Raw genomic sequence first — 23,617 nt, 5'->3', positions numbered from 1 at the left:
GATGGAGGGGTGTAATGAACCTGCGTTACTTGAGGAATGAACTTTATTACCAAAAACGGAGAACCCTGGCGGCCGTCATAGGCCTCTCCATCGGCATTGCGCTTCTGATTATCCTTAATGCACTGTCCATGGCCTACCGCCGAGCGGCCCAAGTGCCCCTTCAGGAGATCGGGGCGGATGTCACTGTGCAGCGGTCCGGGAATGTTCCGAAAGATCTGACGGGGGCCGTTTTTCCTTGTTCCGCGGTGACAATCAGGAACGAGGAGGTAAAAAGGATCGAGGCATTGCCGGGGGTGCGCGGGGTGGGCAAGGCCGTCTTGCTGTGGGTCTTCGATCCAGACAGGGCATGGATCGTTCTGGGGGTTGAGCAGAAAAATGCAGTTGGCCCGGCGATTCTCAGCGCTTCCGTGACAGAAGGGAGATTTCTCGAAGAAGGGAAATCAGAGGCCCTGGTTGAGGTCGCCTATGCCCGGCAGTTTGGGATGAAGCTGGGAGATACCCTCTCGGTGGCCGGCAGGGAGTTCCCGGTCGTGGGTCTCGTGGATGCCTCCCGGGCCACAAAACTCGCCGTGGCGAATGTCTACCTGCCTCTGGCGGATGCACAGGACCTGGCCGGTTCCTCTAAACCACTTCAGTCGGTTTCCCCCTTTGATCCCGGGGACGTGAACCTGCTTTTCATTAAGGCCGACCAGGAAAAGATTCCGGAACTGGCAGCCTCCCTCAGGGGCATCCTGGGCAAAAAAGCAACCGTAGCCACCCCGGATTCCTTCCTGAAGCTCCTGGGGAGTCTCTTTGCCCTGTCGGACAAATTTACCATGGCTGCGTCTCTGATTGCCATTATCGTCGCTGTCCTGATTGCCTTCAAGACCATGGCCGGAAACATAGCAGAGCGGGCAAAGGAAATCGGGGTCTTGAAAGCGGTTGGCTGGACCAACCGCAACGTAGTTGTCCAGCTCTTGACGGAATCCGTTGTGCAGTGTTTCCTGGCAGGCCTTCTGGGAATCCTGATTGCCCTGGCGGCGGCATTCGGGTTAGGCTTTATGCAGGTCAGTATCCCCATCCCCTGGGACATGAGCCCGACCCCGCACTTTCTCCCCGGCGGGGGAGACCAGATCTTCAAGACCCTGCGGCTCCCCATTCACGTGCCCTGGACACTGGCTGCCTTTGCGGTTTTGCTTTCCATCGTCATTGGAGGCATGACAGGGGCGTTGCTCGGCAGACATACGGCAAAGATCAAACCATCGGAGGTTCTAAGGCATGAGTAGATCGACGATTTTATCGGGCATGGATTTGAGCAAGAAATATGAAACCCTTGAGGTGGTGAAAGGGGTTTCGATCCGCATTGATACAGGAGAATTTGTTTGTCTCGTGGGAAAATCCGGCTGTGGCAAGACGACCCTGCTTTCTCTTCTCTCCGGATTGGAGCGTCCTACAAAGGGGGATGTTGTCCTCAACGGCAAGAAGATCAACGGCGCCACCGAGGATGAGCTGGCGCTCTTTCGCCGGGAGAACGTGGGTTTCATTTTCCAGTCTTTTAACCTGATCCCCACCCTTTCCGCATGGGAAAACGTGGCACTGCCTCTGTTTCCAATGAAGATGACAGGCGACGAGCGACGCAGGCGGGCGTCCGAACTCCTGGATCAGATGGAACTGGGACAAAGGATGGACCACCTTCCTTCGGCCCTCTCAGGCGGAGAGAAGCAGCGGGTGGCCATTGCCCGGGCCCTGATCAATCATCCCAAGATCGTTTTCGCCGATGAACCCACCGGCAACCTGGATTCCGCAACCGGCGACGCCATTATGGATATCTTAAGAAGACTGCACAGGGAAGAAGGGGTGGCCATTCTCATGGTTACCCACGAGGCCGAGCTCGCCGAACAAGCGGATCGGCTCATACGCATGCATGACGGAGAGGTTATATCATGAAAAAGATTCTTTTAGGTTGCCTGCTGCTGGCTTTCATCTCCTTTTTTTCAAGCACTTACGGTGCAAGCGCCTATGCTGCAACGACCAGCAGGGTCGAGGTGCTTTACATGAACCACGGCCCTCTTATGGACACGCTCGACAGGATTAAAGCCGTCTTCTCTGCTTACGGAGACAGGATCAGGGTCTCCTGGTATGACTTTGAGAGCCGGGAGGGAGAGGCGTTCATGGCAAAGAAAGGAATTCGCCGGCACATTCCCCTGGTCATCTGGTTAGACGATCGGGTCCAGTTCCAGATAGACGGCAAAGAGATCATCTTCGCGGGATTTCCCACAGGGTCAGGTCCCCGGTTTTTTCAGGGAAAATGGACACTCACGGACCTGCAGAAGGTCCTGGATCAATTGACCGGGAATAAGTGAGGGACCTATGAATTATCGCTACGTGTGGAATGAGTTGCGACATCACCGGCACCGCACCCTCGTGAATGTGCTGGGTATCGCAATCGGGATCAGCCTCTTTGTCTCCATCAATGCCGTATCCACTGCCTACCAGGATGCGGTCAGCCTCCCCTTAAAGAACCTTGGAGCCGATCTGGTCGTGCAGCGGCCGGAAAGGCGGGCCGTAGACTCGGCGCAGTCTCCCGCGTCGATGCGGGGCATCCGCGTGCCCTTTTCCAATCAGCTTCTTTCAGTCCGGGATCTTGAGAATCTCAAAACCATTGCCGGTATTGATTCGATGGCCGCTTCTCTGCTGCTCTGGGAATTCGACCAGGGTGGGTTCCGGACCATCATGGGCGTGGACACGGCCCAACCTAATCTGGGACCGGTCAAGGTGAAGGAATGGCTCAAGGAAGGCCGATTTCCAGAAAATCCCGGAGAGGCCGTTCTGGAAAAGCACTATGCCAAGTTTCGCCACGCTCGGCCGGGAGGTTCTTTTCCCATTGGGGAGCGATCTTTCAAGATAGTCGGGCTCCTCGATGTCAAGGAAGGGTCTCAAATCGCCTCAGCCAATATCTACCTGTCCCTTGCAGATGCCCAGACTGTCTTTTCCGGAGAGACAAGAGGTGTCAACGTGGTCTATTTGCACCTCAAGACCCCCTCCCTTCTTGGCCGGGTCAAAACCCGGATTTCCAAAGAACTGAGCGGGGTTTCGGTCACGAGCTCAGACTCATTTCTCGAGCTCATGGGGGGAGTCTCCAAGATCTCAGATCAATTTTCCCTGCTCGTCTCCGTGGCCGCCCTGGCAGGCGCCATATTCCTGATCATCAAGACCATGCTCTCCAACCTTGTGGCCCGTTCGAGCGAGATCGGCATCCTCAAGGCCGTAGGCTGGAGAGAGAAAGACATTCAAAAACAACTGATGGGAGAGGTCTTGCTGCAGGCTCTCCTGGGAGGTATTTTAGGGGTCATGGCCGGATATGGCATCTCTTATCTCCTGGGATTTCTCTCCATTCCGGTCTCCACTCCCTGGGAAGTGAATCTGATGCCCGCCTTTGCCAAGGACCCGGAGGCCGCCTCCCAGCTTGTTCGACTTCCCGTGAGCGTATCCGCAGGTCTGGTTTCAGCCTCCTTGGCTTTGTCTCTTCTTGCAGGAGGCCTGGCCAGTTGGTTCATGGGAAGGCGTACCGCGCGGATGAAACCCGCGGACATACTGAGGAGGCTGTGAAGATCGGTAAGTTGACTTTACCGACCGATGTGCCGATCAGGGGGTTTGGCGTGATATCATAAGGCTCGCCATGTGGAGCAGGCTGGCCTGGGATGATCACGAAGAAAGAAATTTCTCTTCAGATGTTTTTTCAACCACATGAACGGAGGTGTATATTGGAACTGATCGTGGGAAAAGATGTAAGCAAGGTCTATCAAAGCGGGGAGGTGTCCATACAGGCCTTGAAAGAGGTGAACTTCTCCATTGAAAAAAGGGCCTTTGTTTCTTTTGTGGGACCCTCGGGGAGCGGAAAAACGACGCTCCTGAATCTCATCGGCTGTCTCGACAAGCCGTCCGGGGGCAGGCTTTTTGTGGCCGGGATGGATGTGTCGGGGCTCGGCAAGACGGATGCGGCCCTTTTCAGGGGAGCGCACATCGGGTTCATCTTTCAGAGCTTCAACCTGATCCCCATACTTACCGCCTATGAGAACGTGGAATATCCCTTGATCGTGGTCCGGAATATCCCCGCATCCGGACGGCGGAAACAAGTGGAGGACCTTCTTGCGGCCGTGGGGATGAGCGATCAGCAGAAAAAGCGGCCCGACCAGCTCTCAGGCGGGCAGAAGCAGCGGGTGGCCATTGCCAGGGCGCTGGTGACCCATCCCCAACTGGTGCTTGCCGACGAACCCACGGCCAATCTGGACCACGACACGGCCATGGGGATCCTCAGGCTTATGAAGAAGATCCGGGATGAATTGGAGACCACCTTTGTGTTTTCAACCCATGACCACCGGATCATCGGGGAAGCCGAGCGGATCTACCGCATCGAAGATGGCGTGTTAAAAACAAACGGAACCAACGGAGGGCGAGGCAATGGCTAATCTCATCAAGATTGCAGGAAGGAACCTGTTCCGGTACAAGAGGAGAACCCTGTTGACCCTGTCCCTCATCGTCATCGGGGTCCTGTTCGTGACGGGCTTCGTGGCAGTCACAGGCTCCTTCAAGGGGATGATGATCGGCCAGATCACGGATTCCTTTGTGGGTCATTTGCAGATTCATCGGAAAGGATATCTGGCCGCCATCGACACCCTGCCGCTTACCATGAACCTGAAACCGGGGGCCGTTCGAAAGGTTGAAGCCGTACTGAAGGAGATGCCGGAGATTGAGGCCTACTCTAAAAGGATCAAATTCGGCGGCATGTTCAGCAACTTCATTGAAACCACCAATATACGGCTCAATGGAGTGGATCCGGAAATGGAAGCAAAAACGGTCCCGCTCCTCCTGTCCAGGGTCATCGAAGGTGAAAAAGCGCTCAAAAAGGGGGAGATTTTTGTACCGGAGCTTCTTGCCAGGGGCATGAAGGTGAAGGTGGGAGACATGGTGGTGGTCATCGCCACCAACCGGGATGGATCGGTGAACGGGAAACAGCTCAAGGTGGGCGCGATCCTGGAGAGCGCCACCGGCCCCGGCGGGAGGGACGGATACGTCCACATGGATGACGCCGTGGACATCCTGAGGATGGAGGCGCCCGAGATCAGCGAGATCGCCGTGAGGGTCAAGGATTTCGGAAGGCTTCATGAGGTATTCGCTGCCCTGGCGGGAAGGCTTTCCGGCGATGTGAACAAGGAGGGTAAGCCCATCTTTGACGTGCATACCTGGGAGAAAATTTCACCCTTCTACAATATCGCCCGCATGATCGACATGATGACCCTGTTCGTCAAGATCATGCTGGTGGCCATTGTGCTCATCAGCATCATGAACGTGATGATCATGGCCGTGTACGAAAGGGTCCGGGAGATCGGGACCATCGCCGCCATCGGGACCCTGCCGAGGAAGATCCTCGCCATGTTCCTTCTGGAAGGGTTCCTCATGGGGGCCATCGGCGCCGTCATCGGGAGCATCCTGAGCGGTGTGACGATTTACGCCCTCCATGGGGCACGAATATCCTTTGACTTCGGGCGGCAGACCGGGCTCATCCTTGCGCCGACCATCGATCCCGCGGCGCTCATCACCATTTCGGGGATCGTCATTGGCGTGTCCATCCTGGCAAGTTTGCAGCCAGCCCTCAAGGCCGCACGGATGGACCCTATCGAGGCCCTGGGGCATGTATAATGAAAGGCTGGAGGGACGAGGCGCAAGGCGTAAGGAAATAAAACGAACCATTGTTGTTCAACTTTCAGAGAGTTCTTTTGGGTCTCTCGCGGTTAAGGATAGGAGTTTAGAATGACGAAGACCTTTTTTTTCATTATTTTAGTCCTGCTGGCGCTGACAACCCCGGCCTATGCAATGGATGGAAACGAGATCCTGGCCCAGGTGGATAAAAATCTGGCGCCCGATTCCTACGAGATGTACCGGAAGCTCGTCAACGTGGAGCCGGACGGCAGGAAGAAGGAGTTCATCCTCTTTACGGTGAAAAAGGGAAGAGATAAGATCGCGGGTCTCTTTATCTCCCCCGCCAGCGACAAGGGTCGGACCACCCTGAGGCTGGGAGAAAACATGTGGCTCTACATCCCCAATGTGGGAAAGCCGGTCCGCATCACAAGCCTTCAATCGGTTGTGGGCGGCGTTTTCAACAACTCGGATATCCTGCAACTGGACTACACCCAAGAGTATGACGTGACTCGGGTGGAGGACCAGGAAAAGGAACATCTTCTCCACCTGAAGGCCAAGACGAAGACCGTGGCCTATGACCAGCTCCGCATGTGGGTGGACAAGGAGAAGGTGCTCCCCACCAAAATCGAATGTCTGACCGAGGCCGCCATGCTCATCAAGACCCTCTATTTCAAAGAGATGAAGGACTTTGGGGGAGGGATTGTGCGGCCGGCAGTGATGGAGACGGACAGCCCGCTTTACAAGGGATATCGCTCCTACATGATCTTTGCCAAAATTGAGGCAAGGGAGATCCCGGACGAGGCGTTCACCCTCAACTTCATGTCGAGACTCGAGAGCCTTCGATGAGGATAGGGGTGGTCCTCATGGCGACCCTGAGTCTGGTCGGCCTCCTGTGCGGAACATCCATGGCGGAGGAACCCCCCACCTTTGACCTTTCCGAGATTGAAAAGGAGGTGGAGAGGAAGCCCTATACGTTCGGCGGGTTTCTCCAGGCCCAACCCACTGTGTCCGGGCTTGACCGCGATTCCCCCCTATATAAGCTCCGGTTCTTCCCGGACGAGCCCGGGGCGGCCCTTGAGGAGTCGGATGTGGGGGCCCGGCTGGAAGGATCGCTACACTATGGAGACCTGAGCGCCTTTGCCAGGCTGGACAGTTTTCTCATCCACGACCATGACGGGTGGCATGGCGAAATGACCCTTATGGAAGGGTTTCTTTCCTATAAGCCCGGTCCGCACATGGCCGTGGAAGCAGGCAAGCGGGTGACCAAGTGGGGGAAAGGATATGCCTGGAATCCGGTCGCCTTTGTGGATCGTCCCAAGGACCCGGAAGACCCGGAAGAGGCCCTCGAAGGCTACTATATTCTTGGGGGGGATTTCATCCGGAGTTTTGACGGGCCGCTCCAAACCCTGGCCTTCACCCCGATAATCCTTCCCGTCTACGAGGACCTCAACGACGACTTCGGGAAGACCGGCCACTTGAATGTGGCGGCCAAGCTCTATGCCCTCCTCTGGGACACGGACCTGGACCTCGTTTTCTTTACCGGGGACAGCCGTACCTCCAGATGGGGATTTGACTTCTCCAAAAACCTTCTCTCCAATCTGGAGATCCATGGCGAGGTTGCCTGGATCCAGGATTTCCAGGAGATGACCTTTCTGGAAAACGGCCAGGTCCTGACCCATGAATCCGATGTCTGGAGTTATCTGGTGGGGATGCGGTATCTCACGGAAACCGATCTGACCGCCATCTTTGAATACTACCACAACGGCGAGGGCGTGGACCCGGCCGATCTCAAGAACCTGTACGCCTATATTGAGCGGGGCTACGACACCTACAAGCAGACCGGTGATCGTTCCCTATTCGGCCCCATCAACCGGCTCACCAAAGAAGGCTTTACCTGGCGCAACCCGCTCAAGGACTACCTCTATCTCAGGCTTATGCAGAAAGAACCCTTTGACATCCTCTACTTTACCCCGGCCTTCACCACCATGGTCTGCCTCAATGACCGGAGCTTCAACCTGATCCCCGAACTCAACTACAGCCCCGTCACAAACCTGGAACTGAGGCTCCGGGGCGTTATCCCCGTGGGAGGGGACCAGACCGAGTTCGGCGAAAAGCAGAGTGACTGGCGCGCGGAATTCCGGCTTCGGTATTTTTTCTGATACCGCGGCCAACATATCCTGGAATAATGTCCGGTGGTTCCTTTTTCATGGCGGCTTCGGAAATAATTTGATTGCTCAAAAAATTCTCCGGACGCTCGGTGCCGATGACCTGTTGACAGATGGGTCCGTTAAGACTATATTTTTACACGAGCATTGAAAATATGAAAAGAAACCCCCTTACCCCTTTTATAATATTGATTCTGACATGGTCCCTCCTGGCCGGAGGTTCGGTGCAGGGAATGCTTGTCTGCATTCATGAATGCATCCATCATGAAACAGGCGCCGTCCATTTTCATCCGGGCGATTTTCCCCAGCACGGGCATCATCCCTGCGATCCATCCCGGTATGAGACCTGCGAGGCGCACAGGGATACCACTTACCGGCATATTCCGCTCAGCCTGGATGCCATCAGAAATCTTTCAGGCGACGCCGATACCCCCCTTAACACGCCGGTCCTGGCGTGCGGTGATGCTCCCATTCCCCCGTCGCATGTGACCATGCCTTGGTCAAAGGGTTCCTCTTTTCCCCTCCTTAATGATGGAGCCCCAGCATTTCGTAAGACCACTGTTCTGATCATCTGATTACCTCCTCAAAACCCTCATTTAAGATCCTACAGGTGCGGTTTCGGTCTGCATTCGCACCTGCCGAAGGATTCATATCCCAAAATGGGTTTTACGCGCCCGCCCTCTTTTTCGCAGGACGGGGTATACCGAGGAGGTCAGCAATGCTTTGGAAGTCGAGTCTATTCACCACGGGGATGGGTATTCCCCTCCTGTTGCTGGGCATCTTTTGCCATTGTCCGAAGGGCCTGGCACAGGGCCAGATGTTGAAATCACCCTCGACCGGGGAGATTCAGGACCGGGCTGGGACGGAAGCCCTACTTGATGGAGGGGTCCTGACCCTTCAAAAGGCGATCGCCCTGGCCCTGGATTACAATCCTGATCTGAAGGCATCTTCCTGGGAAGAACGGGCCATGGAGGGCCGCATCCTTCAGGCGGGTCTCCTTCCCAACCCTGAAATCGAGGTGGAAACAGAGGACATCGGCGGCTCGGGGGTGTTGAGCGGTTTCAACGCCGCAGAGACCACGATTCAGCTCAACCAGTTGATTGAACTTGGGGGAAAGCGCGCCAAGCGGAGCGCGTCGGCGACGCTCACCCGCGATCTGGCCCGGTGGGATTACCATATTCGGCGCGCGGATGTCCTGGCCCGTGTGGCCATTGCGTTTGTGGACGTCCTCTCAGCTCAGGAACGTCTCGTGCTTATGAAGGAATTGCTTCATCTTGCCGAAGAGGTCTTCAACACCACATCCGAAAGGGTGAAGGCAGGCAAGGTATCACCGGTGGAAGAAATCAAGTCCAGGGTCGAAAGGGCGGCGCGTCAAATTGATCTGAAGCAGGCCGCATTCGATCTCCAGGCGGCCCGAAGGCGGCTTTCAGGGAACTGGGGAGCCGCCGCCCCCCAGTTCCAGGAAGCCCGGGGAGATCTGGATGCGCTTGCCCCGATCCCCCCCTTGGACACTCTGGAAACCCTCATCTCCCAGAACCCGGACGTGGCGCGGTGGACCGTGACCATCCATCAACGGATCGCTGAGATTGAGCTGGAAAAGGCCAGGGGAATCCCCGATCTGACCGTAAGCCTCGGGGCCAAACACCACAATGAGATGGACGATACCGCCTTTGTAATGGGGGTTTCCATACCCATACCCCTCTTCAATCGTAATCAGGGGGCGACCCTTGAAGCCCGCGATCGATTGTCTCAGGCCAGGGAGGAGGCGAGGGCCGTCCAATGGAGTGTGGTGAACACCCTGGCGGAAACCTATCAGAGCCTTTCCAAGGCCTTGATGGAGGCGACCGCTTTGCAGAATGAAGTCCTCCCGGGCGCGCGGGCCGCCTTCGGGGCCACCAGAGAGGGCTACAGGTTGGGAAAATTCGATTATCTGGACATGCTGGATGCCCAGAGAACCCTGGTGGCCGCTCGACTGCGCCATATGGAATCGCTCACCGCCTACCATCAGGCCCGCGTCCGGATGGAGCGGCTGATCGGAATGAATATGGAGGAAATCACCCCCGGGACAGGCATCAAAGAAGATGGAGAAAACTCATGACAAGAAAAATCATCATTGCATCTCTTGCGGTGGTCCTCTCCGCGGCAGCCCTTTATGTCCTCTACCATGGACGGATCGCCGGGGCCAAGCATGCCGCGGACCCGATTCATGGAACAGAGGCCCACAGAGAGAAGGATCTCACACCACCGGTCATGGAGGTCCATGAGGCGGAACAGGACCATGAACCCGGGACCCATGTCTCCCTGAGCGAGGAGCAGATCCGGACCCTGGGGATCGTCGTGGCAACAGCGGGACCCGGCAGGCTTCAAAACGCCTTGAGGCTTAAGGGCGAAATCCTTCTGGACGGGGATCGCGTCGCCCATGTGACGCCCTATGTGTCCGGGTACGTGAAGCAGATTTCAAAGCGAATCGGCGACCCTGTTCGCAAAGGGGAGGTGATGGCGGTCCTGGAGAGTCGCGAGTTGGCCGATGCCAAGGCGGCCTATTTCGCCGCCCTGGAGAAGGTGGTTCTGGCCCAAACGCGGTTTGTTCGTGAGGAGAAACTGTGGAAGAAGCAGATCTCGTCCGAAGAGGATTATCTGGAGGCGAAGCAGGCCCTTGCAGCCGCTCGAATCGAAAAACGATCCGCAAAACAGCAGCTGCTGGCACTGGGCCTGTCCATGACCGCGGTGGATCGATTGCCTCAACAATCAGATACCTCTCTGACCCGCTACGAAATCGTTTCTCCCCTGAAAGGAGAGGTCCTGGAAAAAAACCTCACCCTTGGAGAGATGGTGGAGAGTGACAGGGTGGTTTACCGGGTGGCGGATATGGATGCCGTCTGGGTGAGGGTCTACGTGCACCAGAAGGATCTTTCCCTGCTGAAAAAGGGAATGCCCGTGCGCATTTCGGGGGACGACGGCATGGAGGGGGCCGATGGCAACCTCTCCTATATCTCCCCTGTGGTCGATGAAGAGACCCGAACGGCCACCGGCATGGTAACGCTTCACAACCCGGGGGGAGACTGGAGACCCGGACGCTTTGTCACCGCCGGGATATATTCGGAGTCAGAGGAATTCCCCGTGGTGGTCTCCAAAGATGCGGTTCAAACCATCACCGACCAACATGTGGTCTTTGTCCCTGCAGAAGAGGGATTTGAGGCGAAGGCCGTTTCCCTAAACAGATCCGACCGGAAGCATGTAGAGATCGTTTCCGGTTTATCCGCAGAGGATCCATACGTGGCTGAGGGGGCCTTTGAACTCAAGGCCGCCATGCTGTCCGAAACCTTGGGGGATCATGCAGGACATGGCCACTAGGCAGAAGCGGGCAGCAACCGCCGGCAACGATCCATCGGACATTTCCTGAAGGGCATAAGTCGGCCGGAAAAGGGGACCAAAATGATCAACAGACTGGTTGAAGCAGCCATGAAGTCCCGTATGCTGGTACTCCTGGCCATCGTAGGGGTTATCGGCGTGGGCGTGTACGAATATGAAAAAATGCCGGTAGAGGCATTTCCGGACATATCACCCATCATGGTGCCCATCTTTGCGGAAGCACATGGCATGGCCCCCGAAGAGATGGAGCGTCTCATTACCTATCCGATTGAATCCGCCATGAACGGCCTGCCGGACGTCGCCCAAATCAAGTCCACATCCGCATTCGGTATGGCCGTTGTCTACGTTTACTTTAATGAGGACGTGGACATCTATTTCGCGAGGCAGCTGGTATCCGAAAGACTGGCGAGCGCTGTGGCGGAACTGCCGGAGATGGAGGAACCCCCGATTCTGGGGCCCATATCCACCGGTCTCGGGCAGATTTTCATCTATTATCTGACCCTCGATGGCGATGCAGACACCGGGGGAATGGATCCGGACGCCTATCTGCGAACCATCAACGACTGGGTCGTCAAATTTCAACTCGGGACTGTTTCCGGTGTAACGGATATCCTCTCCATGGGGGGACATGTCCTTCAATATCAGATCCGGGTAGATCCTGATGCCTTGCACAAGTATTCTATTTCGCTGGCGGACCTGGTGGAATCGGTGAGGGCGAACAACCGAAATGCCGGCGGCCAGTTTCTGGTGCTGGGCTCCGAAGAGCACCTGGTCCGGGGGATCGGGCTGTTACAGGACCTGGACGATATCAGGGGCATCCCCATCAAGGTGGTGGACGGCGTGCCCGTTAAGATGGAAGACGTGGCAAGGGTGCGCTATGGGGATGCCATCCGCAGGGGCGTCGTCACCCATAACGGACAGGAGGAGGTGGTCTCCGGCATCGTTCTCAAACTGTTTGGTGAAAACAGCTCCCAGGTGATCGAAAGACTCTACGGCAAGGTGGCGGAGGTGCAAAAGGCGTTGCCTCCCGGCGTTACCCTGGTTCCCTACTACGAGCAGGCCGAACTGGTGCATCTGGCCACGTGGACCGTGAAAAAGGCCCTGATTCAGGGGGCGGTGCTGGTCCTGCTGACGCTTCTTGTGTTCCTGGGCAACCTCCGCTCCGCGCTGGTGGTTGCCCTCTCCCTCCCCCTCTGCGTCCTCATTTCCATCATCTGCATGAGGGCATACGGCATTTCAGCCAATCTCATGAGCCTGGGAGGGATAGCCATCGGCATCGGCATGCTTGCGGATGGCGCCATCGTCATGGTGGAAAATATCTATCGTCACCTCTGTGACCCGAAAAACGAGAAGGAAAGCAGAATTCATACGGTTCTCAAGGCTGCCAAAGAGGTGAGCCGGCCGATTGTTTTTTCCATCTTCATCATCCTTATCGTCTTTCTCCCGATTTTTTTACTCCAGGATATAGAAGGAAAGATGTTCAGACCGATGGCCTTCACCATCTGTTTTGCCCTTTTCGGTTCCCTTTTGGTCGCCCTTTTCGTGGCACCGGTCCTGTCTTCTTTCTTACTCAAAAAAGGGGCCAAGAAGGAGTTCGCTTTTATGACCCGGCTCAAAAAGGTATACCGCCCCATGCTCACCTGGGCTATCGGAAAGAAATATTTTGTGGTCGGTTTCAGCCTCCTGGCATTTCTTGCGAGCCTGGCCGCACTCCCGCTTATCGGCACCGAGTTTATCCCCACCCTCGAAGAAGGCTCCATCATGATCGGCGTTACAATGGCCCCTTCCATCTCCTTGAAAAAGGCTACAGAGACTGTCATGACGCTGGAGCGGCGCATCATGAATCATGGAGAGATTCAGGAAACCGTGTCTCGAATCGGCCGTCCCGAGGCAGGGAGTCACCCGCATCCCGTCAACTATGCAGAGATTCACCTGAAACTCAAACCGATGGCAGAATGGCCGGATCACCAAAGCAAAAAAAGACTCATCCAGGCCCTCAACCGGGACCTTTCCGCGTATAAAGGGGTAAAGCTGAGCTTCACGCAGCCCATCCAAAATGCCTTTGATGAACTCCTTTCCGGTGTCAAGGCCCAGCTGGCCATAAAGCTGTTCGGGGAAGACCTGGGCATTCTGAAGGAGAAGGCCGGGGAGATCCAGGAGGCCATCGAGGCCATTCCCGGTCTGGCGGATTTGACCAAAGAAGAGGCACTGGGTCAGCCCCAGCTGCAGATTATTGCAGATCGCGACGCCTGCTCCCGATTCGGGATCACGGTGGGACAGATCCTCCAAATTGTGGAAATGGCCGTGGGCGGTGAGGTGGTGGACCATATCTACCTTAACACCAGGCGTTTCGGCATCCATATCCGTTATCAGGAAGCTTACCGGGCCGATGCCGACGCCTTGAAAGCGCTGCTGATTCACACCCGGGACGGGTCCCTTATCAGGCTTTCCCAAGTAGCACAGATCAAACGGGTCACAGGACCGATGCAGATCAGCAGGGAAAGAAATCAAAGGCGCTGGATCGTGCAGGGGAATGTGCGGGGAAGGGACCTGGGGGGCGTCTTCAGCGACATCCGCCAGGCCATTGCCCGGGAGGTGGTTCTGCCGCCCGGCTATTATATCGAATATGGCGGCCAGTTCGAAAATCAACAACGGGCCATGGCGCGCCTGGCGATTATTGTGCCCTCTGTCATGGCTGCGGTATTCATCATGCTCTGGATCTCCTTCGGAACCCTTCGCCATGCCTTTATGATCATCCTCAACATTCCCCTGGCGCTGATGGGCGGCATTTTCGGACTCCTTGCAACCGGGGAGTATCTTTCGGTACCCGCCTCGGTCGGATTTATCGCCCTGTTCGGCATTGCGGTTCAAAACGGCGTGGTCCTTGTAAGCATCATGAATGGACTTCGGAAGGAGGGGAGGGGGGTGAAAGAGGCGGTCATGGAAGGGGGGCTCCTTCGCCTTCGTCCGGTCCTGATGACGGCGATCACCACTATTTTAGGGTTGTTGCCCCTTCTCCTGGCCCGAGGCATCGGATCGGAGGTGCAACGGCCCCTTGCCGTTGTGGTCGCCTTCGGACTCGCTACCTCAACCTTCCTGACGCTCTTCATCATTCCGGCCATGTACGCCTGGATCGAGAGGAGAAGGGTTCCATAACACCAAAAGACGTATCCGGCAACCATAAGGAGGCATTTATGAAGATGACAGGGGGGTGTATGGCGCTGGTATTGATCCTCGTTGGGATGATCACAGGGGGGGTGGGATGCGCATCCGGTAGAGTGAACCTCGTTGACCAGGGCCTTGTTACTGTGGAGCGCATTGATCCTGAAACGAGCTGCATTTCCAGGCCGACCGTCTACCAGAACGGCGATGAACTTGTGATCAGCGGGAAGGTGAAGTGCACGCGTTTCCGGGGTTTCAGCCTGGGGCATATCGATATTGCCATTGTAAGTGCGGAAGGCGGACTCCTCCAATCCCTCAGCGTGTTATATTACCCGCGAATTATCCCTAGAAAAGGGGGCCGTGAATCACGATTTCAGGTAAGTCTTCCTCTCAGGCCTCCCAAGGGAACCGTGGTTCGGTTGGCATTTCACAAGACCAAAACCCCCTCGGTTGAGACATACCATTGTGATGATAATGCCGCAATTGCCGGCAGGTAGAAAATCGGATGGCAATGGTAAGGCCTTCGGGTCGGGCAGGTACAGAACCCGCAGATAATATCCGGTGAAGACCCCCGGCAGGGTGCCGACGATCACCACCCAGGTCAAGGGCCACGCCGTAGGACCCGCTTTGAGGTAGGGGTAAACCTCGCTGGGGATGGCCACGATATTGCGAAATTGGTGGCACTGACCCAGGGAGAGGTGAAGAGCTAACGGAACGCCCACCTTGAACTCCTTCCAGAGCAGCTTCAGGATGTCGCCCGTGGATACCTCCCGGACGGCAAGGGCGCGGACGACGAGTGTTGCGGACTGACTCCCGCTGTTGCCCCCCGTATCCGCCAGCATGGGCATGAAGGTGGCCAGAACCGCAAACTGGAGAAGCAGTCCTTCATAGCTTTGCACAATATAGCCCGAAACCAGGCCCAGGGCCGCCAGGGCGATGAGCCAGAGGCATCGGTTTTTGAAATGGCCCCAGGAAGAGGTCTTGAGATAAGTGCCTGTTTCATGGCTCCCGGCAATGGCCATGAAATTTTAAGTGTCCTGAGATCATGATGGGTGTATGATAGGGTGCATGAAGTGGATCTGGGGAATCGCTCCGCATTAATGTTTACACGTTAAGGCAAATATGGGGTGCCACCATCGCAACATTCATGGCAAAATTCATGTTCGCCATGACTTTCGTAGTGCCGGTTCTTTTCCTGCCTCTCTTGACAGCCATCGTCGTGTGTCTTGCGTGGGGATTGTCCGTTCTTATGGTTCTGAGCTACTTCATTGCAAAGTCTCGGGGTGAGCGGCCATGGAAGGCAGTTGGCGAGCATGTCCTGATAGCCATCGCTGTCATTGCCATCACCCACTGGGTTTGGGATTGGGTGGCTACACTCGGAGCATGAACCAGCAGCCAATCATTCTTATGCGGATCAAAATATTTATTTTAAACGAAAGGGGTGGCTGTAAAACTCGTTAAAGTTCGATCCCGCCTGGGGGGATACCCTGTGAAGGAGGCTTTACGGAGAGGGAAGGGAAGACAGGAGTTTCCTCAATTGACAAATCAAGATCCGACCCCCATTTTTTTCTCCTGGGAATATACGTGAAAGCCTATGCCCAAGTTTCTTGATACATCTGGGTTGGCCGGGTCACGGTGAAGGGAGGGCGTGTTCCATGGTTTCGCAATCAAGTCATGACAGTATCGGTGATGCCGGCGGCAAAGACATTGAGGAGGTTCTCCAAAACCTCGAGAGCAACCGGGAAGGCCTTAGCCCGGAACAGGCCATAGAGCGCCTCGATCAGTACGGACCGAACACCATCGAGGAGAAAAAGGAGAACCCTCTCCTTAAATTTTTGGGCTACTTCTGGGGTCCCATACCCTGGATGATAGAGGCCGCTGCGACTCTTTCCGTGATCGTTCGGCATTGGACAGACTCTATTATTATTTTTGTCATGCTGTGTTTCAATGCGCTGGTTGGGTACTGGCAGGAACATCAGGCGGCAAATGCCCTGGAAGCCCTCAAGGAGCAGTTGGCGCTCAAGGCACGGGTGAAGCGCGGGGGGAGATGGCAAGAAGTCTCTGCGCGTGAGCTGGTCCCCGGAGATGTCATTCGGATCAAAGGCGGCGATATTGTCCCTGCTGATGGAAAGCTGTTTGACGGCGACTATTTGAGCGCTGATGAGTCAGCCCTTACCGGGGAGTCCTTACCCGTGGAGAAGGAATCTGGAGACATTGTCTATTCAGGTTCTGTTGCAAAAAAAGGGGAGATGAATGCCGTGGTGGTTGTCACGGGGGAGAAGACCTATTTCGCCCGAACTGCGAAGCTGGTCGAATCCGCAGGGGCAGTCTCTCATTTCCAGAAGGCCGTTCTCACCATCGGTGACTATTTGATCTATATGAGCCTGGGGTTGGCGGGCATTTTAGTCCTGACCCAGCTTTTTCGAGGGGATCCTTTTCTCACGGTGTTCCAATTCGTCCTCATATTGGTCGTAGCCGCTATCCCCGTGGCCATGCCCGCAGTACTCTCCGTTACCATGGCCCTGGGCGCCCTTGCCCTCTCCCATAGCAAAGCGATCGTGACTCGCCTTCAGTCCATAGAGGAGATCGCGGGAATTGACATCCTCTGCTCAGACAAGACCGGAACCTTGACCCAAAATAAGCTCACTCTGGGAGACCCCATAATCGTCGAGGCCGAGAAGATCGACGAATTGGTGATTGCAGCTGCATTGGCGTCAAAGGAGGAAGACCAGGATGCAATTGACATGGCCATATTGGCAGCCCTTAGAGACAAAACCGCACTCGAATCCTACAAGCAGGTCGAATTTGTTCCTTTTGATCCGGTGAGCAAACGTGTGGAGGCCACCGTCAGAAGGGGCGAAGAAGTGTTCAAGATCTCTAAAGGGGCGCCGCAGGTTATCTTCAAGCTCTGCGAAATGTCTTCAGAATCAAGGAAGCGAAGCCAGCAGGTTGTTGACGACCTTGCATCCAAAGGTTTCCGCACCTTGGCCGTCGCCCGGGGGAGCAAAGAAGGCAGGGACTGGCGTCTGCTTGGGATTTTACCCCTCTACGATCCTCCGCGAGAGGACTCTGCGGAAACAATCAAACGGGCAAAAGATCATGGGGTTGACCTGAAGATGGTTACGGGCGACAATGTGGCTATTGCCAGAGAAATCTCGCGTCAGCTGGGCATGAAACCGAATATCCAATCCGCTGAACAAATATTTGCCGGAGACGTCGACCTTGAGAAACTCAGCAGCGAGACCGTGACCAGGATAGAGCAGTCTGACGGTTTTGCAGAGGTCTTTCCCGAGCATAAGTACGGCATTGTCAGGGCTCTACAGGAGCGAGACCACCTCGTGGGGATGACAGGAGACGGGGTAAATGATGCCCCCGCCCTCAAGCAGGCGGAGGTAGGGATTGCCGTATCCGGAGCCACAAATGCCGCCCAGTCCGCGGCCTCTCTCGTACTTACCGCACCGGGGTTATCGGTGATTATCACAGCAATCGAGGAAGCCCGACGAATATTCGAACGGATGAACAGCTACGCCGTTTACCGCATCACCGAAACCATCCGTATCATGTTTTTTGTTGTCGCGGCCATGGTGGCGTTTAATTTCTACCCGATCAACACGATCATGATCATTCTCCTCGCCCTTTTGAATGACTTGCCCATCATGACCATCGCCAAAGACAATACCTGGCTTGACCCAAATCCGGTAAGATGGGATATGCGTCGTGTCCTTACCATATCCACGGTGCTCGGATTGATAGGTGTCATTGAGACCTTCGGTCTCCTGCTCATCGGAAAGCTTGCCCTGGATCTCACCCAGGCACAGCTTCAGTCTTTTATCTACCTCAAGCTGGCTGTGGCAGGTCACCTGACGTTGTTTGTCGTACGCACGAAGAAAAGGTTCTACCAGGCGCCGCACCCTTCGCCGGTTCTGTTCGCGGCTATTCTGGGAACCCAGCTGGCAGCCGCTGCAATTGTGGGCTTTGGCTTCTTGGTGGAGGCGATCCCATGGTCCTATGTGGGCTTCATATGGGTCTATTGCCTCATCTGGATGTTTATTGAAGACACGGCCAAATTGCACCTTTACCGGCATCTGGAATTGAGCAGTAGACACCACCGGAGTTTTCTGGAGCGTATTCAGGCTTCCCTTCACCGTCCATAATCTTCATGTGCCGGGCTGGCAATAGTGAGCTGTGTTTTTCTTGAGCCCCGTAGCAAGCGGCGCCTCCCAATCCCGCGGTATCCGATAGAGGATGGTTTGATGAACCAGTACGTATTTCAGAATCACATGAAAACGATCCTGGGAAAGCTCTATCCGGATAAAGATGCACTCCAGATCCTGGATCGCGTTATCCGAACGATCGAAAGGCATCAAGATCACGAGATCATTCTCGAAAAGAGAAAACAATACGGCGACAGGATTTCGCTCAGTGAAGATGATGCCATTTTGATCACCTATCCCGACACCCTTTGCGCGACAGGGGAAAAACCGCTTCGCACCCTTCACCGGTTTTTGAAGACTTATGTAAAATCGGCCGTTACCTGTGTGCATATTCTTCCCTTTTTCCCGAGCAGCTCGGATGCCGGCTTTTCTGTGATAGATTATAGCACCGTGGCCCCTGAATTCGGTGACTGGGATGATATCCAGGCTATCGGAAGAGACTATCGCCTTATGGCCGATCTGGTCATGAACCATGTGTCGAGCCGGTCCGCATGGTTCCAGGGATACCTGAACGGCGATGAGCGCTATCGCGACTATTTCCTGAGCTTTGATGCACCCGTGGACATATCCGAGGTATTCAGGCCACGGAACGGCACGTCTCAAATCCATGGTCAGGAAGATGTTGGATTTTGGACGACCTATGGAGATATAGCACTCCGAAACAGATTTGAATGACCTTGTGGGGGAAATCCTAAAGACCAGCAGTCCAATGACGGGAAAGCTTCGAGTCGAGTTAAAGGCTGACCTGGAACCCTCTTTGCCCACGCTTTCCATGGACAGTCAGAAATTCAAACAGGTGCTCTTAAATCTTACGGTAAACGCCCTGGAGGCCAGTCCACCGGGAGGGCTCGTCACTATTAAGACGACCAAAGAGACTGGGTGGGCGAATATACACGTGATTGACAGGGGTAGTGGAATCGATATGGAAGACGAAGACAAGGTATTTCAACCCTTTTTTTCAAAGAAAAAGGGGGGAACCGGTTTGGGTCTGCCCATTGTCAAGAAAATCGTGCAGGCGCACGGAGGCGAGATCAGCTTTCAGAGAAATGCTGAAGCGGGTATGACCTTTACGGTAAAGCTGCCTTTAAGATGAAGAGCGAAAAGAGCGCAATGAGAGACCAAGCGTATCATACGTTACATCCATGAGCGGATGTGCAACGAATTCTTGTCATTGACAATTATCGAGTGACAGCCTAGGGTTGAAACAGACCGGATCACCGCCAAAACGGGTCTTATGCGGTAGAAATCCGAAATCTATCTTTTTGTGCAGATCAATCTGCGCTAATCTTCATTGGGCGTTAAGGTGAGGACATCAATATGAAGGATTCGTTGCGCACCGGCATTTCGTTTGGGCTCACATCAGCTGTTATTACCACACTTGGGCTGATGGTAGGCCTGCACTCTGGCACAGGGTCAAAGCTGGTGGTTCTCGGAGGTGTTTTCACCATCGCCATTGCCGACGCCTTTTCGGATGCCCTTGGCATACATATTTCAGAGGAATCAAAAAATGTTTACACGTTAAGGCAAATATGGGGTGCCACCATCGCAACCTTCATGGCAAAATTCATGTTCGCTATGACTTTCGTAGTGCCGGTCCTTTTTCTACCTCTCTTGACAGCCATCGTCGTGTGTCTTGCGTGGGGATTGTCCGTTCTTATGGTTCTGAGCTACTTCATTGCAAAGTCTCGGGGTGAGCGACCATGGAAGGCAGTTGGCGAGCATGTCCTGATAGCCGTCGTCGTCATCGTTATCACCCACTGGGTTGGAGACCTTGTGGCTGCACTTGGAGCATGAACCGGCACCCAGTAAACGGTTTCAAGAGACCGTCTGAGGTCCGTTGCAGCGACCAAGCTTACCCCGGAACCCAAATGCCGGGTGTTCAGAAAGAGAGATGATAGCCGATAAACAGCGAGTAGGCTTCTGTCAGCCTTAATCGCGCCATTCGTAAAGAGCGGCGGATTAACCCAACCATAAAAAAGGAGAGTTTCCCATGACTAAAGAAATGGCGTTTTCAAAACCCAGGCACACGATCCGCCAACGAATAGCCGCCGGTCTGGTGCTGTTCTTTGCCATTTGTATGTTACCGGGCCTGGCTTTGGCCCAAGGGATCTCAGGTGATCGGCCCCAACTGGTCCAGGTCATACAGAGTAAAAAATCGTTTCCCGAAACCCTCAAGGCTTTCAAGGAAGAAGTGAGCAAGGCTGGGTGGAGTCTGCTTAATGTGAACAATCTGGCGGGTGTGCTCTCCGAGCGTGGTTTCACCCTACACCCTGTGGTGGTACTTGATGTGTGCAGCGGCAAGCACAGTTCTCGAATTCTGAGCAATGACGACTATCGCCCGTTTTCCGCGTTCATGCCCTGCCGTGTGAGTATCTACCAGAAATCCGACGGGAAGGTGTTCATCGCCCGAATGAATGCCGCTGCCGTCACAGAAATGATGCTCACCGGGGTAGCCGAGGTGATGCTGGCGTCAGACAAAGAAATAGCGGAGATCATCGCCAATACGGTCCGCTGATCCGGGGTATATTCGGCGACCCGGTTTTGTTGAGAGCGGTGCATTTGCAAGCCTGTTTTTTGTCGCTGCCCAACAGAAAAAAGTAGGATGACCTTTTGGCCTTAATGGCAGGACCCTCATGGGATATCGAAAAGCACCGAATACACTGATCGCCTTGCTCCTAATCTTGGGCGTTTTCACGAACAGCGCATTGTCAGAAGCCTGTTTTTGCGGAGAGACCTGTTTACATTATCTTCAACCGGACGCGAAGGCAGGTTCTCCCATTCACATGCGTTGCTCAGATATCCCCTGTAAAAGCTGTGAGTTGGAAAGGGGCCAAACGCTTAAGGCAGCCAACTCTGTGAACCAGACATGTAGTGCGAAACTCCTTGATAACGCATTATTTTTATTTGCCCTCCTCGATTCTCCCTCGACTTCTCATACCCTTGTGAATGTTGAATCATCTTATTCCCTCAGAGCAATCCCTTCGTCACCCATCTACCTGCAAAACCTATCGATCCTCTGTTAACCTCTGAATCATCTCTGCCCACTTTAATAAGACATTTTCCTGTTAAGTCCGCCCTGCATTCCTACAGAATTGTGAATAGATGCAGTCGATAAGGATTTGAAACCGTCTCGTTAAAGGAACCGATGGCATGAAAGGAATACGATATGAAAAATTTACAGATACATCAGTGGATTCTGTTCTTGTTGATATTCTTACTGTCACCAAGTGGGGTCTTTTATGCCGCTTTTGCCGATCATGATGATGGCAAAGATGAGCACCGGTATGAGAAAAGGGAGGGAAAACACGCTGAACACAATGGTAAACGTGATTTGCCAATTGCGAATAACCCAGCATATGTAGAACATTGCGGCGCCTGTCATTTCGCTTACCAGCCGGGCCTTCTGCCTTCAGGGTCATGGGATAAAATCCTGAAAGGCCTTGCAGACCATTTTGGGGAGGCCCTCGAGCTTGACCAGGAATCAATGAACGCAATTGATGACTATCTGAAGACCCATGCGGCGGATAATTCCTCCGCGAAACTATCCGGCAAAATCATAAAAAGCGTCGGCAGTCAAACACCGTTACGAATCACGCAAGTTCCCTACATCCAAAAAAAACACTATGAGATCGAGCCCAGGGTATTTGAACGTGAATCCATCGGTTCTTTTTCCAACTGCGCGGCCTGCCACACCACCGCTGAAAAGGGAATCTATGACGACGATGGGGTTCAGATTCCAAATTAGCAAGGCAGCGGGACATTCCAAGGTTGGTCGGATGAGCTAACCTCAAGGTGCATGCAATGGGACCAAAGAATTGTCTATGCTGCCAAGGGGCTGCGTTTGGTAGTTTCATTCTCTTTTGCCTTATCCATAAGACTTGGCAAAGGTATTAAAAGAATGTGGCGCATCAAAAAGTAGAAACGGACCTCCGTTCGTCTCCCTGGTGATCGTATGTAAGCCCGTTCACTTTCCATCATGGACAATGCCGGAGCTTAATGCCGGGCGTTGATACCGGCGCCCATAACCGGGGGGGTGAGAGTTCGTTAAGCGAAAAAGTGGAGGATATACCTGCCGGCCAGAAAGGTCATGATCACTCCCAGCATCAGCTTGATGATTTTTTGGGGGACATATTTCTGCAGTCTCGCGCCGCAGTACATGCCGGCAAGCCCTCCGGTCCCGAAGAGAAGGCCCAAGAGCCAGTCCGGCCTTGTGGAAAGCCCTTCTGCCGCGGGGATGACGCTGTAGAAAAAGACCCCTGCGATGGAAGTGAGAAAAGTACCCATGAGGGCGGCGCCGGCCACCGTGTAAACCGGCAGATTGAAAACCGCCACGCAGAAGGGCGCAATAATGGCGCCCCCGCCGATCCCGTAGGTTCCGCCGATAATGCCGACTGCAAAGGCCAGTAGAAACATGCCGATGGTGTGGAAGGAAAACCTCTGCCCCCAGAACTCATATTCCACTCTCGAAAGGGAGAATGAGAGGGTCTTAATCACGGCCTCCTGAGGAAGACCGGACGACATCCGACTGTTCTGGGATTCTTTGAGCGTTTTAACGTGTTGATTAAATTTTTCCTCCAGGGCCTTCATCTCGTGTTTCCCCTTCTGGGAATAGGGGGTCATCTCATAGAGGAGACGGCCCCCGATGTAGAGAAGCACGCATCCCACAAACAGTTTGAAGGCCTTTGGGCCGGGCAGATACAGAACCCGCAGATAATATCCGATGAAGACCCCCGGCAGGGTGCCGACGATCACCACCCAGGTCAGGGGCCAGGCCATACGGCCCTCTTTGAGGTAGCGGTAGACCCCGCTGGGAATGGCCACGATATTGAATACGAAATTGGTGGCGCTGACAGACGGAGAGGTGAAATGGAGAAAGCTCACCTGAAAGGGGAGGAGAAGAAATGCGCCGGACACCCCGCCCATGGAGGTGAAAAAGGAGACCACAAAGGCCACCAGCGGCGGCAGGAAGACCCATGTGTCCACCCCTGAGACGTCGAAATGCATAAAAAAAATATCCATATCCTT

The 23,617-nt window shown here is 54.6% G+C and carries 20 protein-coding genes; 18 read left to right on the top strand and 2 right to left on the bottom strand.

All coding sequences use genetic code 11. The features are described 5' to 3' along the window. Nucleotides 1-14 precede the first annotated feature (14 nt). The 12 genes from K9N21_16650 to K9N21_16595 all read left to right on the top strand — a co-directional run bounded on the left by K9N21_16650 (nt 15) and on the right by K9N21_16595 (nt 14,372). Entirely contained in the window at nt 15-1,265 is a 1,251-nt protein-coding gene (locus K9N21_16650) for an ABC transporter permease (GenBank protein ID MCF8145544.1), read from the top strand. Continuing rightward, on the top strand, nt 1,258-1,926 hold the full coding sequence (locus K9N21_16645; protein ID MCF8145543.1) for an ABC transporter ATP-binding protein: 669 nt from the start codon (nt 1,258-1,260) through the stop codon (nt 1,924-1,926). The genes K9N21_16650 and K9N21_16645 overlap by 8 nt, the downstream gene beginning before the upstream one ends. Next, the gene (locus K9N21_16640) at nt 1,923-2,342 is read left to right on the top strand and encodes a hypothetical protein (protein ID MCF8145542.1); all 420 of its coding nucleotides are present in this window, start codon (nt 1,923-1,925) and stop codon (nt 2,340-2,342) included. The genes K9N21_16645 and K9N21_16640 overlap by 4 nt, the downstream gene beginning before the upstream one ends. 7 nt (nt 2,343-2,349) lie before the next feature. Beyond that, a complete protein-coding gene (locus tag K9N21_16635; protein ID MCF8145541.1) occupies nt 2,350-3,588 on the top strand; it encodes an ABC transporter permease in 1,239 nt (412 codons plus the stop codon). A 155-nt stretch (nt 3,589-3,743) separates the two neighbouring features. Beyond that, complete coding sequence (locus K9N21_16630; GenBank protein ID MCF8145540.1) at nt 3,744-4,448, top strand: ABC transporter ATP-binding protein; 705 nt, start codon at nt 3,744-3,746, stop codon at nt 4,446-4,448. Continuing rightward, nucleotides 4,441-5,679 carry an ABC transporter permease gene (locus K9N21_16625; GenBank protein ID MCF8145539.1) on the top strand — a complete coding sequence of 413 codons (1,239 nt, stop codon included), beginning with the start codon at nt 4,441-4,443 and terminating at the stop codon, nt 5,677-5,679. The genes K9N21_16630 and K9N21_16625 overlap by 8 nt, the downstream gene beginning before the upstream one ends. Nucleotides 5,680-5,790: 111 nt before the next feature. Continuing rightward, nucleotides 5,791-6,525 carry an outer membrane lipoprotein-sorting protein gene (locus K9N21_16620; protein MCF8145538.1) on the top strand — a complete coding sequence of 245 codons (735 nt, stop codon included), beginning with the start codon at nt 5,791-5,793 and terminating at the stop codon, nt 6,523-6,525. Beyond that, nucleotides 6,522-7,838, top strand: a complete 1,317-nt coding sequence (locus K9N21_16615; protein ID MCF8145537.1) for a hypothetical protein — start codon at nt 6,522-6,524, stop codon at nt 7,836-7,838. The genes K9N21_16620 and K9N21_16615 overlap by 4 nt, the downstream gene beginning before the upstream one ends. A 161-nt stretch (nt 7,839-7,999) precedes the next feature. After that, the gene (locus tag K9N21_16610) at nt 8,000-8,419 is read left to right on the top strand and encodes a hypothetical protein (GenBank protein MCF8145536.1); all 420 of its coding nucleotides are present in this window, start codon (nt 8,000-8,002) and stop codon (nt 8,417-8,419) included. Between the two features lie 143 nt (nt 8,420-8,562). After that, nucleotides 8,563-9,942, top strand: a complete 1,380-nt coding sequence (locus K9N21_16605; protein ID MCF8145535.1) for a TolC family protein — start codon at nt 8,563-8,565, stop codon at nt 9,940-9,942. Then, nucleotides 9,939-11,198 carry an efflux RND transporter periplasmic adaptor subunit gene (locus K9N21_16600; protein ID MCF8145534.1) on the top strand — a complete coding sequence of 420 codons (1,260 nt, stop codon included), beginning with the start codon at nt 9,939-9,941 and terminating at the stop codon, nt 11,196-11,198. Before K9N21_16605 ends, K9N21_16600 begins: the two co-directional genes overlap by 4 nt. A gap of 81 nt (nt 11,199-11,279) precedes the next feature. Next, nucleotides 11,280-14,372 (top strand): CusA/CzcA family heavy metal efflux RND transporter, encoded by a 3,093-nt coding sequence (locus tag K9N21_16595; protein MCF8145533.1) that lies wholly within the window; start codon nt 11,280-11,282, stop codon nt 14,370-14,372. A 371-nt stretch (nt 14,373-14,743) separates the two neighbouring features. Here K9N21_16595 and K9N21_16590 read toward each other — a convergent pair whose 3' ends face one another. Beyond that, nucleotides 14,744-15,400: a magnesium transporter gene (locus K9N21_16590; GenBank protein MCF8145532.1), complete on the bottom strand. Its 657-nt coding sequence runs from the start codon at nt 15,398-15,400 to the stop codon at nt 14,744-14,746. A 633-nt stretch (nt 15,401-16,033) separates the two neighbouring features. Here K9N21_16590 and K9N21_16585 point away from each other — a divergent pair. From K9N21_16585 to K9N21_16560, 6 genes are all read left to right on the top strand, one after another. Further along, nucleotides 16,034-18,532 carry a plasma-membrane proton-efflux P-type ATPase gene (locus K9N21_16585; protein ID MCF8145531.1) on the top strand — a complete coding sequence of 833 codons (2,499 nt, stop codon included), beginning with the start codon at nt 16,034-16,036 and terminating at the stop codon, nt 18,530-18,532. A 126-nt stretch (nt 18,533-18,658) separates the two neighbouring features. Next, nucleotides 18,659-19,267, top strand: a complete 609-nt coding sequence (locus K9N21_16580; GenBank protein ID MCF8145530.1) for a hypothetical protein — start codon at nt 18,659-18,661, stop codon at nt 19,265-19,267. A gap of 34 nt (nt 19,268-19,301) precedes the next feature. Beyond that, on the top strand, nt 19,302-19,685 hold the full coding sequence (locus tag K9N21_16575; protein MCF8145529.1) for a hypothetical protein: 384 nt from the start codon (nt 19,302-19,304) through the stop codon (nt 19,683-19,685). A gap of 224 nt (nt 19,686-19,909) precedes the next feature. Beyond that, a complete protein-coding gene (locus K9N21_16570) occupies nt 19,910-20,386 on the top strand; it encodes a hypothetical protein (protein ID MCF8145528.1) in 477 nt (158 codons plus the stop codon). Nucleotides 20,387-20,582: 196 nt separating this feature from the next. Continuing rightward, nucleotides 20,583-21,107: a DUF302 domain-containing protein gene (locus K9N21_16565; GenBank protein ID MCF8145527.1), complete on the top strand. Its 525-nt coding sequence runs from the start codon at nt 20,583-20,585 to the stop codon at nt 21,105-21,107. A 651-nt stretch (nt 21,108-21,758) separates the two neighbouring features. Next, entirely contained in the window at nt 21,759-22,337 is a 579-nt protein-coding gene (locus K9N21_16560) for a diheme cytochrome c (GenBank protein ID MCF8145526.1), read from the top strand. Between the two features lie 299 nt (nt 22,338-22,636). Here K9N21_16560 and K9N21_16555 read toward each other — a convergent pair whose 3' ends face one another. After that, nucleotides 22,637-23,596 carry a sulfite exporter TauE/SafE family protein gene (locus K9N21_16555; protein MCF8145525.1) on the bottom strand — a complete coding sequence of 320 codons (960 nt, stop codon included), beginning with the start codon at nt 23,594-23,596 and terminating at the stop codon, nt 22,637-22,639. Nucleotides 23,597-23,617 lie beyond the last annotated feature (21 nt).

This window comes from Deltaproteobacteria bacterium, from assembly GCA_021737785.1.
Lineage (GTDB): Bacteria > Desulfobacterota > DSM-4660 > Desulfatiglandales > Desulfatiglandaceae > AUK324.
This window is presented reverse-complemented; position numbering and strand designations above follow the sequence as displayed.

What these genes read in the sequence shown, in the direction of transcription:
- K9N21_16615 (MCF8145537.1), top strand. Translation starts at nt 6,522, where the DNA reads ATGAGGATAGGGGTGGTCCTCATGGCGACCCTGAGTCTGGTCGGCCTC.
- K9N21_16590 (MCF8145532.1), bottom strand. Translation starts at nt 15,400, where the DNA reads ATGGCCATTGCCGGGAGCCATGAAACAGGCACTTATCTCAAGACCTCT.
- K9N21_16565 (MCF8145527.1), top strand. Translation starts at nt 20,583, where the DNA reads ATGACTAAAGAAATGGCGTTTTCAAAACCCAGGCACACGATCCGCCAA.
- K9N21_16620 (MCF8145538.1), top strand. Translation starts at nt 5,791, where the DNA reads ATGACGAAGACCTTTTTTTTCATTATTTTAGTCCTGCTGGCGCTGACA.
- K9N21_16560 (MCF8145526.1), top strand. Translation starts at nt 21,759, where the DNA reads ATGAAAAATTTACAGATACATCAGTGGATTCTGTTCTTGTTGATATTC.
- K9N21_16610 (MCF8145536.1), top strand. Translation starts at nt 8,000, where the DNA reads ATGAAAAGAAACCCCCTTACCCCTTTTATAATATTGATTCTGACATGG.
- K9N21_16595 (MCF8145533.1), top strand. Translation starts at nt 11,280, where the DNA reads ATGATCAACAGACTGGTTGAAGCAGCCATGAAGTCCCGTATGCTGGTA.
- K9N21_16640 (MCF8145542.1), top strand. Translation starts at nt 1,923, where the DNA reads ATGAAAAAGATTCTTTTAGGTTGCCTGCTGCTGGCTTTCATCTCCTTT.
- K9N21_16575 (MCF8145529.1), top strand. Translation starts at nt 19,302, where the DNA reads ATGACGGGAAAGCTTCGAGTCGAGTTAAAGGCTGACCTGGAACCCTCT.
- K9N21_16580 (MCF8145530.1), top strand. Translation starts at nt 18,659, where the DNA reads ATGAAAACGATCCTGGGAAAGCTCTATCCGGATAAAGATGCACTCCAG.
- K9N21_16570 (MCF8145528.1), top strand. Translation starts at nt 19,910, where the DNA reads ATGAAGGATTCGTTGCGCACCGGCATTTCGTTTGGGCTCACATCAGCT.
- K9N21_16600 (MCF8145534.1), top strand. Translation starts at nt 9,939, where the DNA reads ATGACAAGAAAAATCATCATTGCATCTCTTGCGGTGGTCCTCTCCGCG.
- K9N21_16585 (MCF8145531.1), top strand. Translation starts at nt 16,034, where the DNA reads ATGGTTTCGCAATCAAGTCATGACAGTATCGGTGATGCCGGCGGCAAA.
- K9N21_16645 (MCF8145543.1), top strand. Translation starts at nt 1,258, where the DNA reads ATGAGTAGATCGACGATTTTATCGGGCATGGATTTGAGCAAGAAATAT.
- K9N21_16650 (MCF8145544.1), top strand. Translation starts at nt 15, where the DNA reads ATGAACCTGCGTTACTTGAGGAATGAACTTTATTACCAAAAACGGAGA.
- K9N21_16635 (MCF8145541.1), top strand. Translation starts at nt 2,350, where the DNA reads ATGAATTATCGCTACGTGTGGAATGAGTTGCGACATCACCGGCACCGC.
- K9N21_16605 (MCF8145535.1), top strand. Translation starts at nt 8,563, where the DNA reads ATGCTTTGGAAGTCGAGTCTATTCACCACGGGGATGGGTATTCCCCTC.
- K9N21_16555 (MCF8145525.1), bottom strand. Translation starts at nt 23,596, where the DNA reads ATGCATTTCGACGTCTCAGGGGTGGACACATGGGTCTTCCTGCCGCCG.
- K9N21_16625 (MCF8145539.1), top strand. Translation starts at nt 4,441, where the DNA reads ATGGCTAATCTCATCAAGATTGCAGGAAGGAACCTGTTCCGGTACAAG.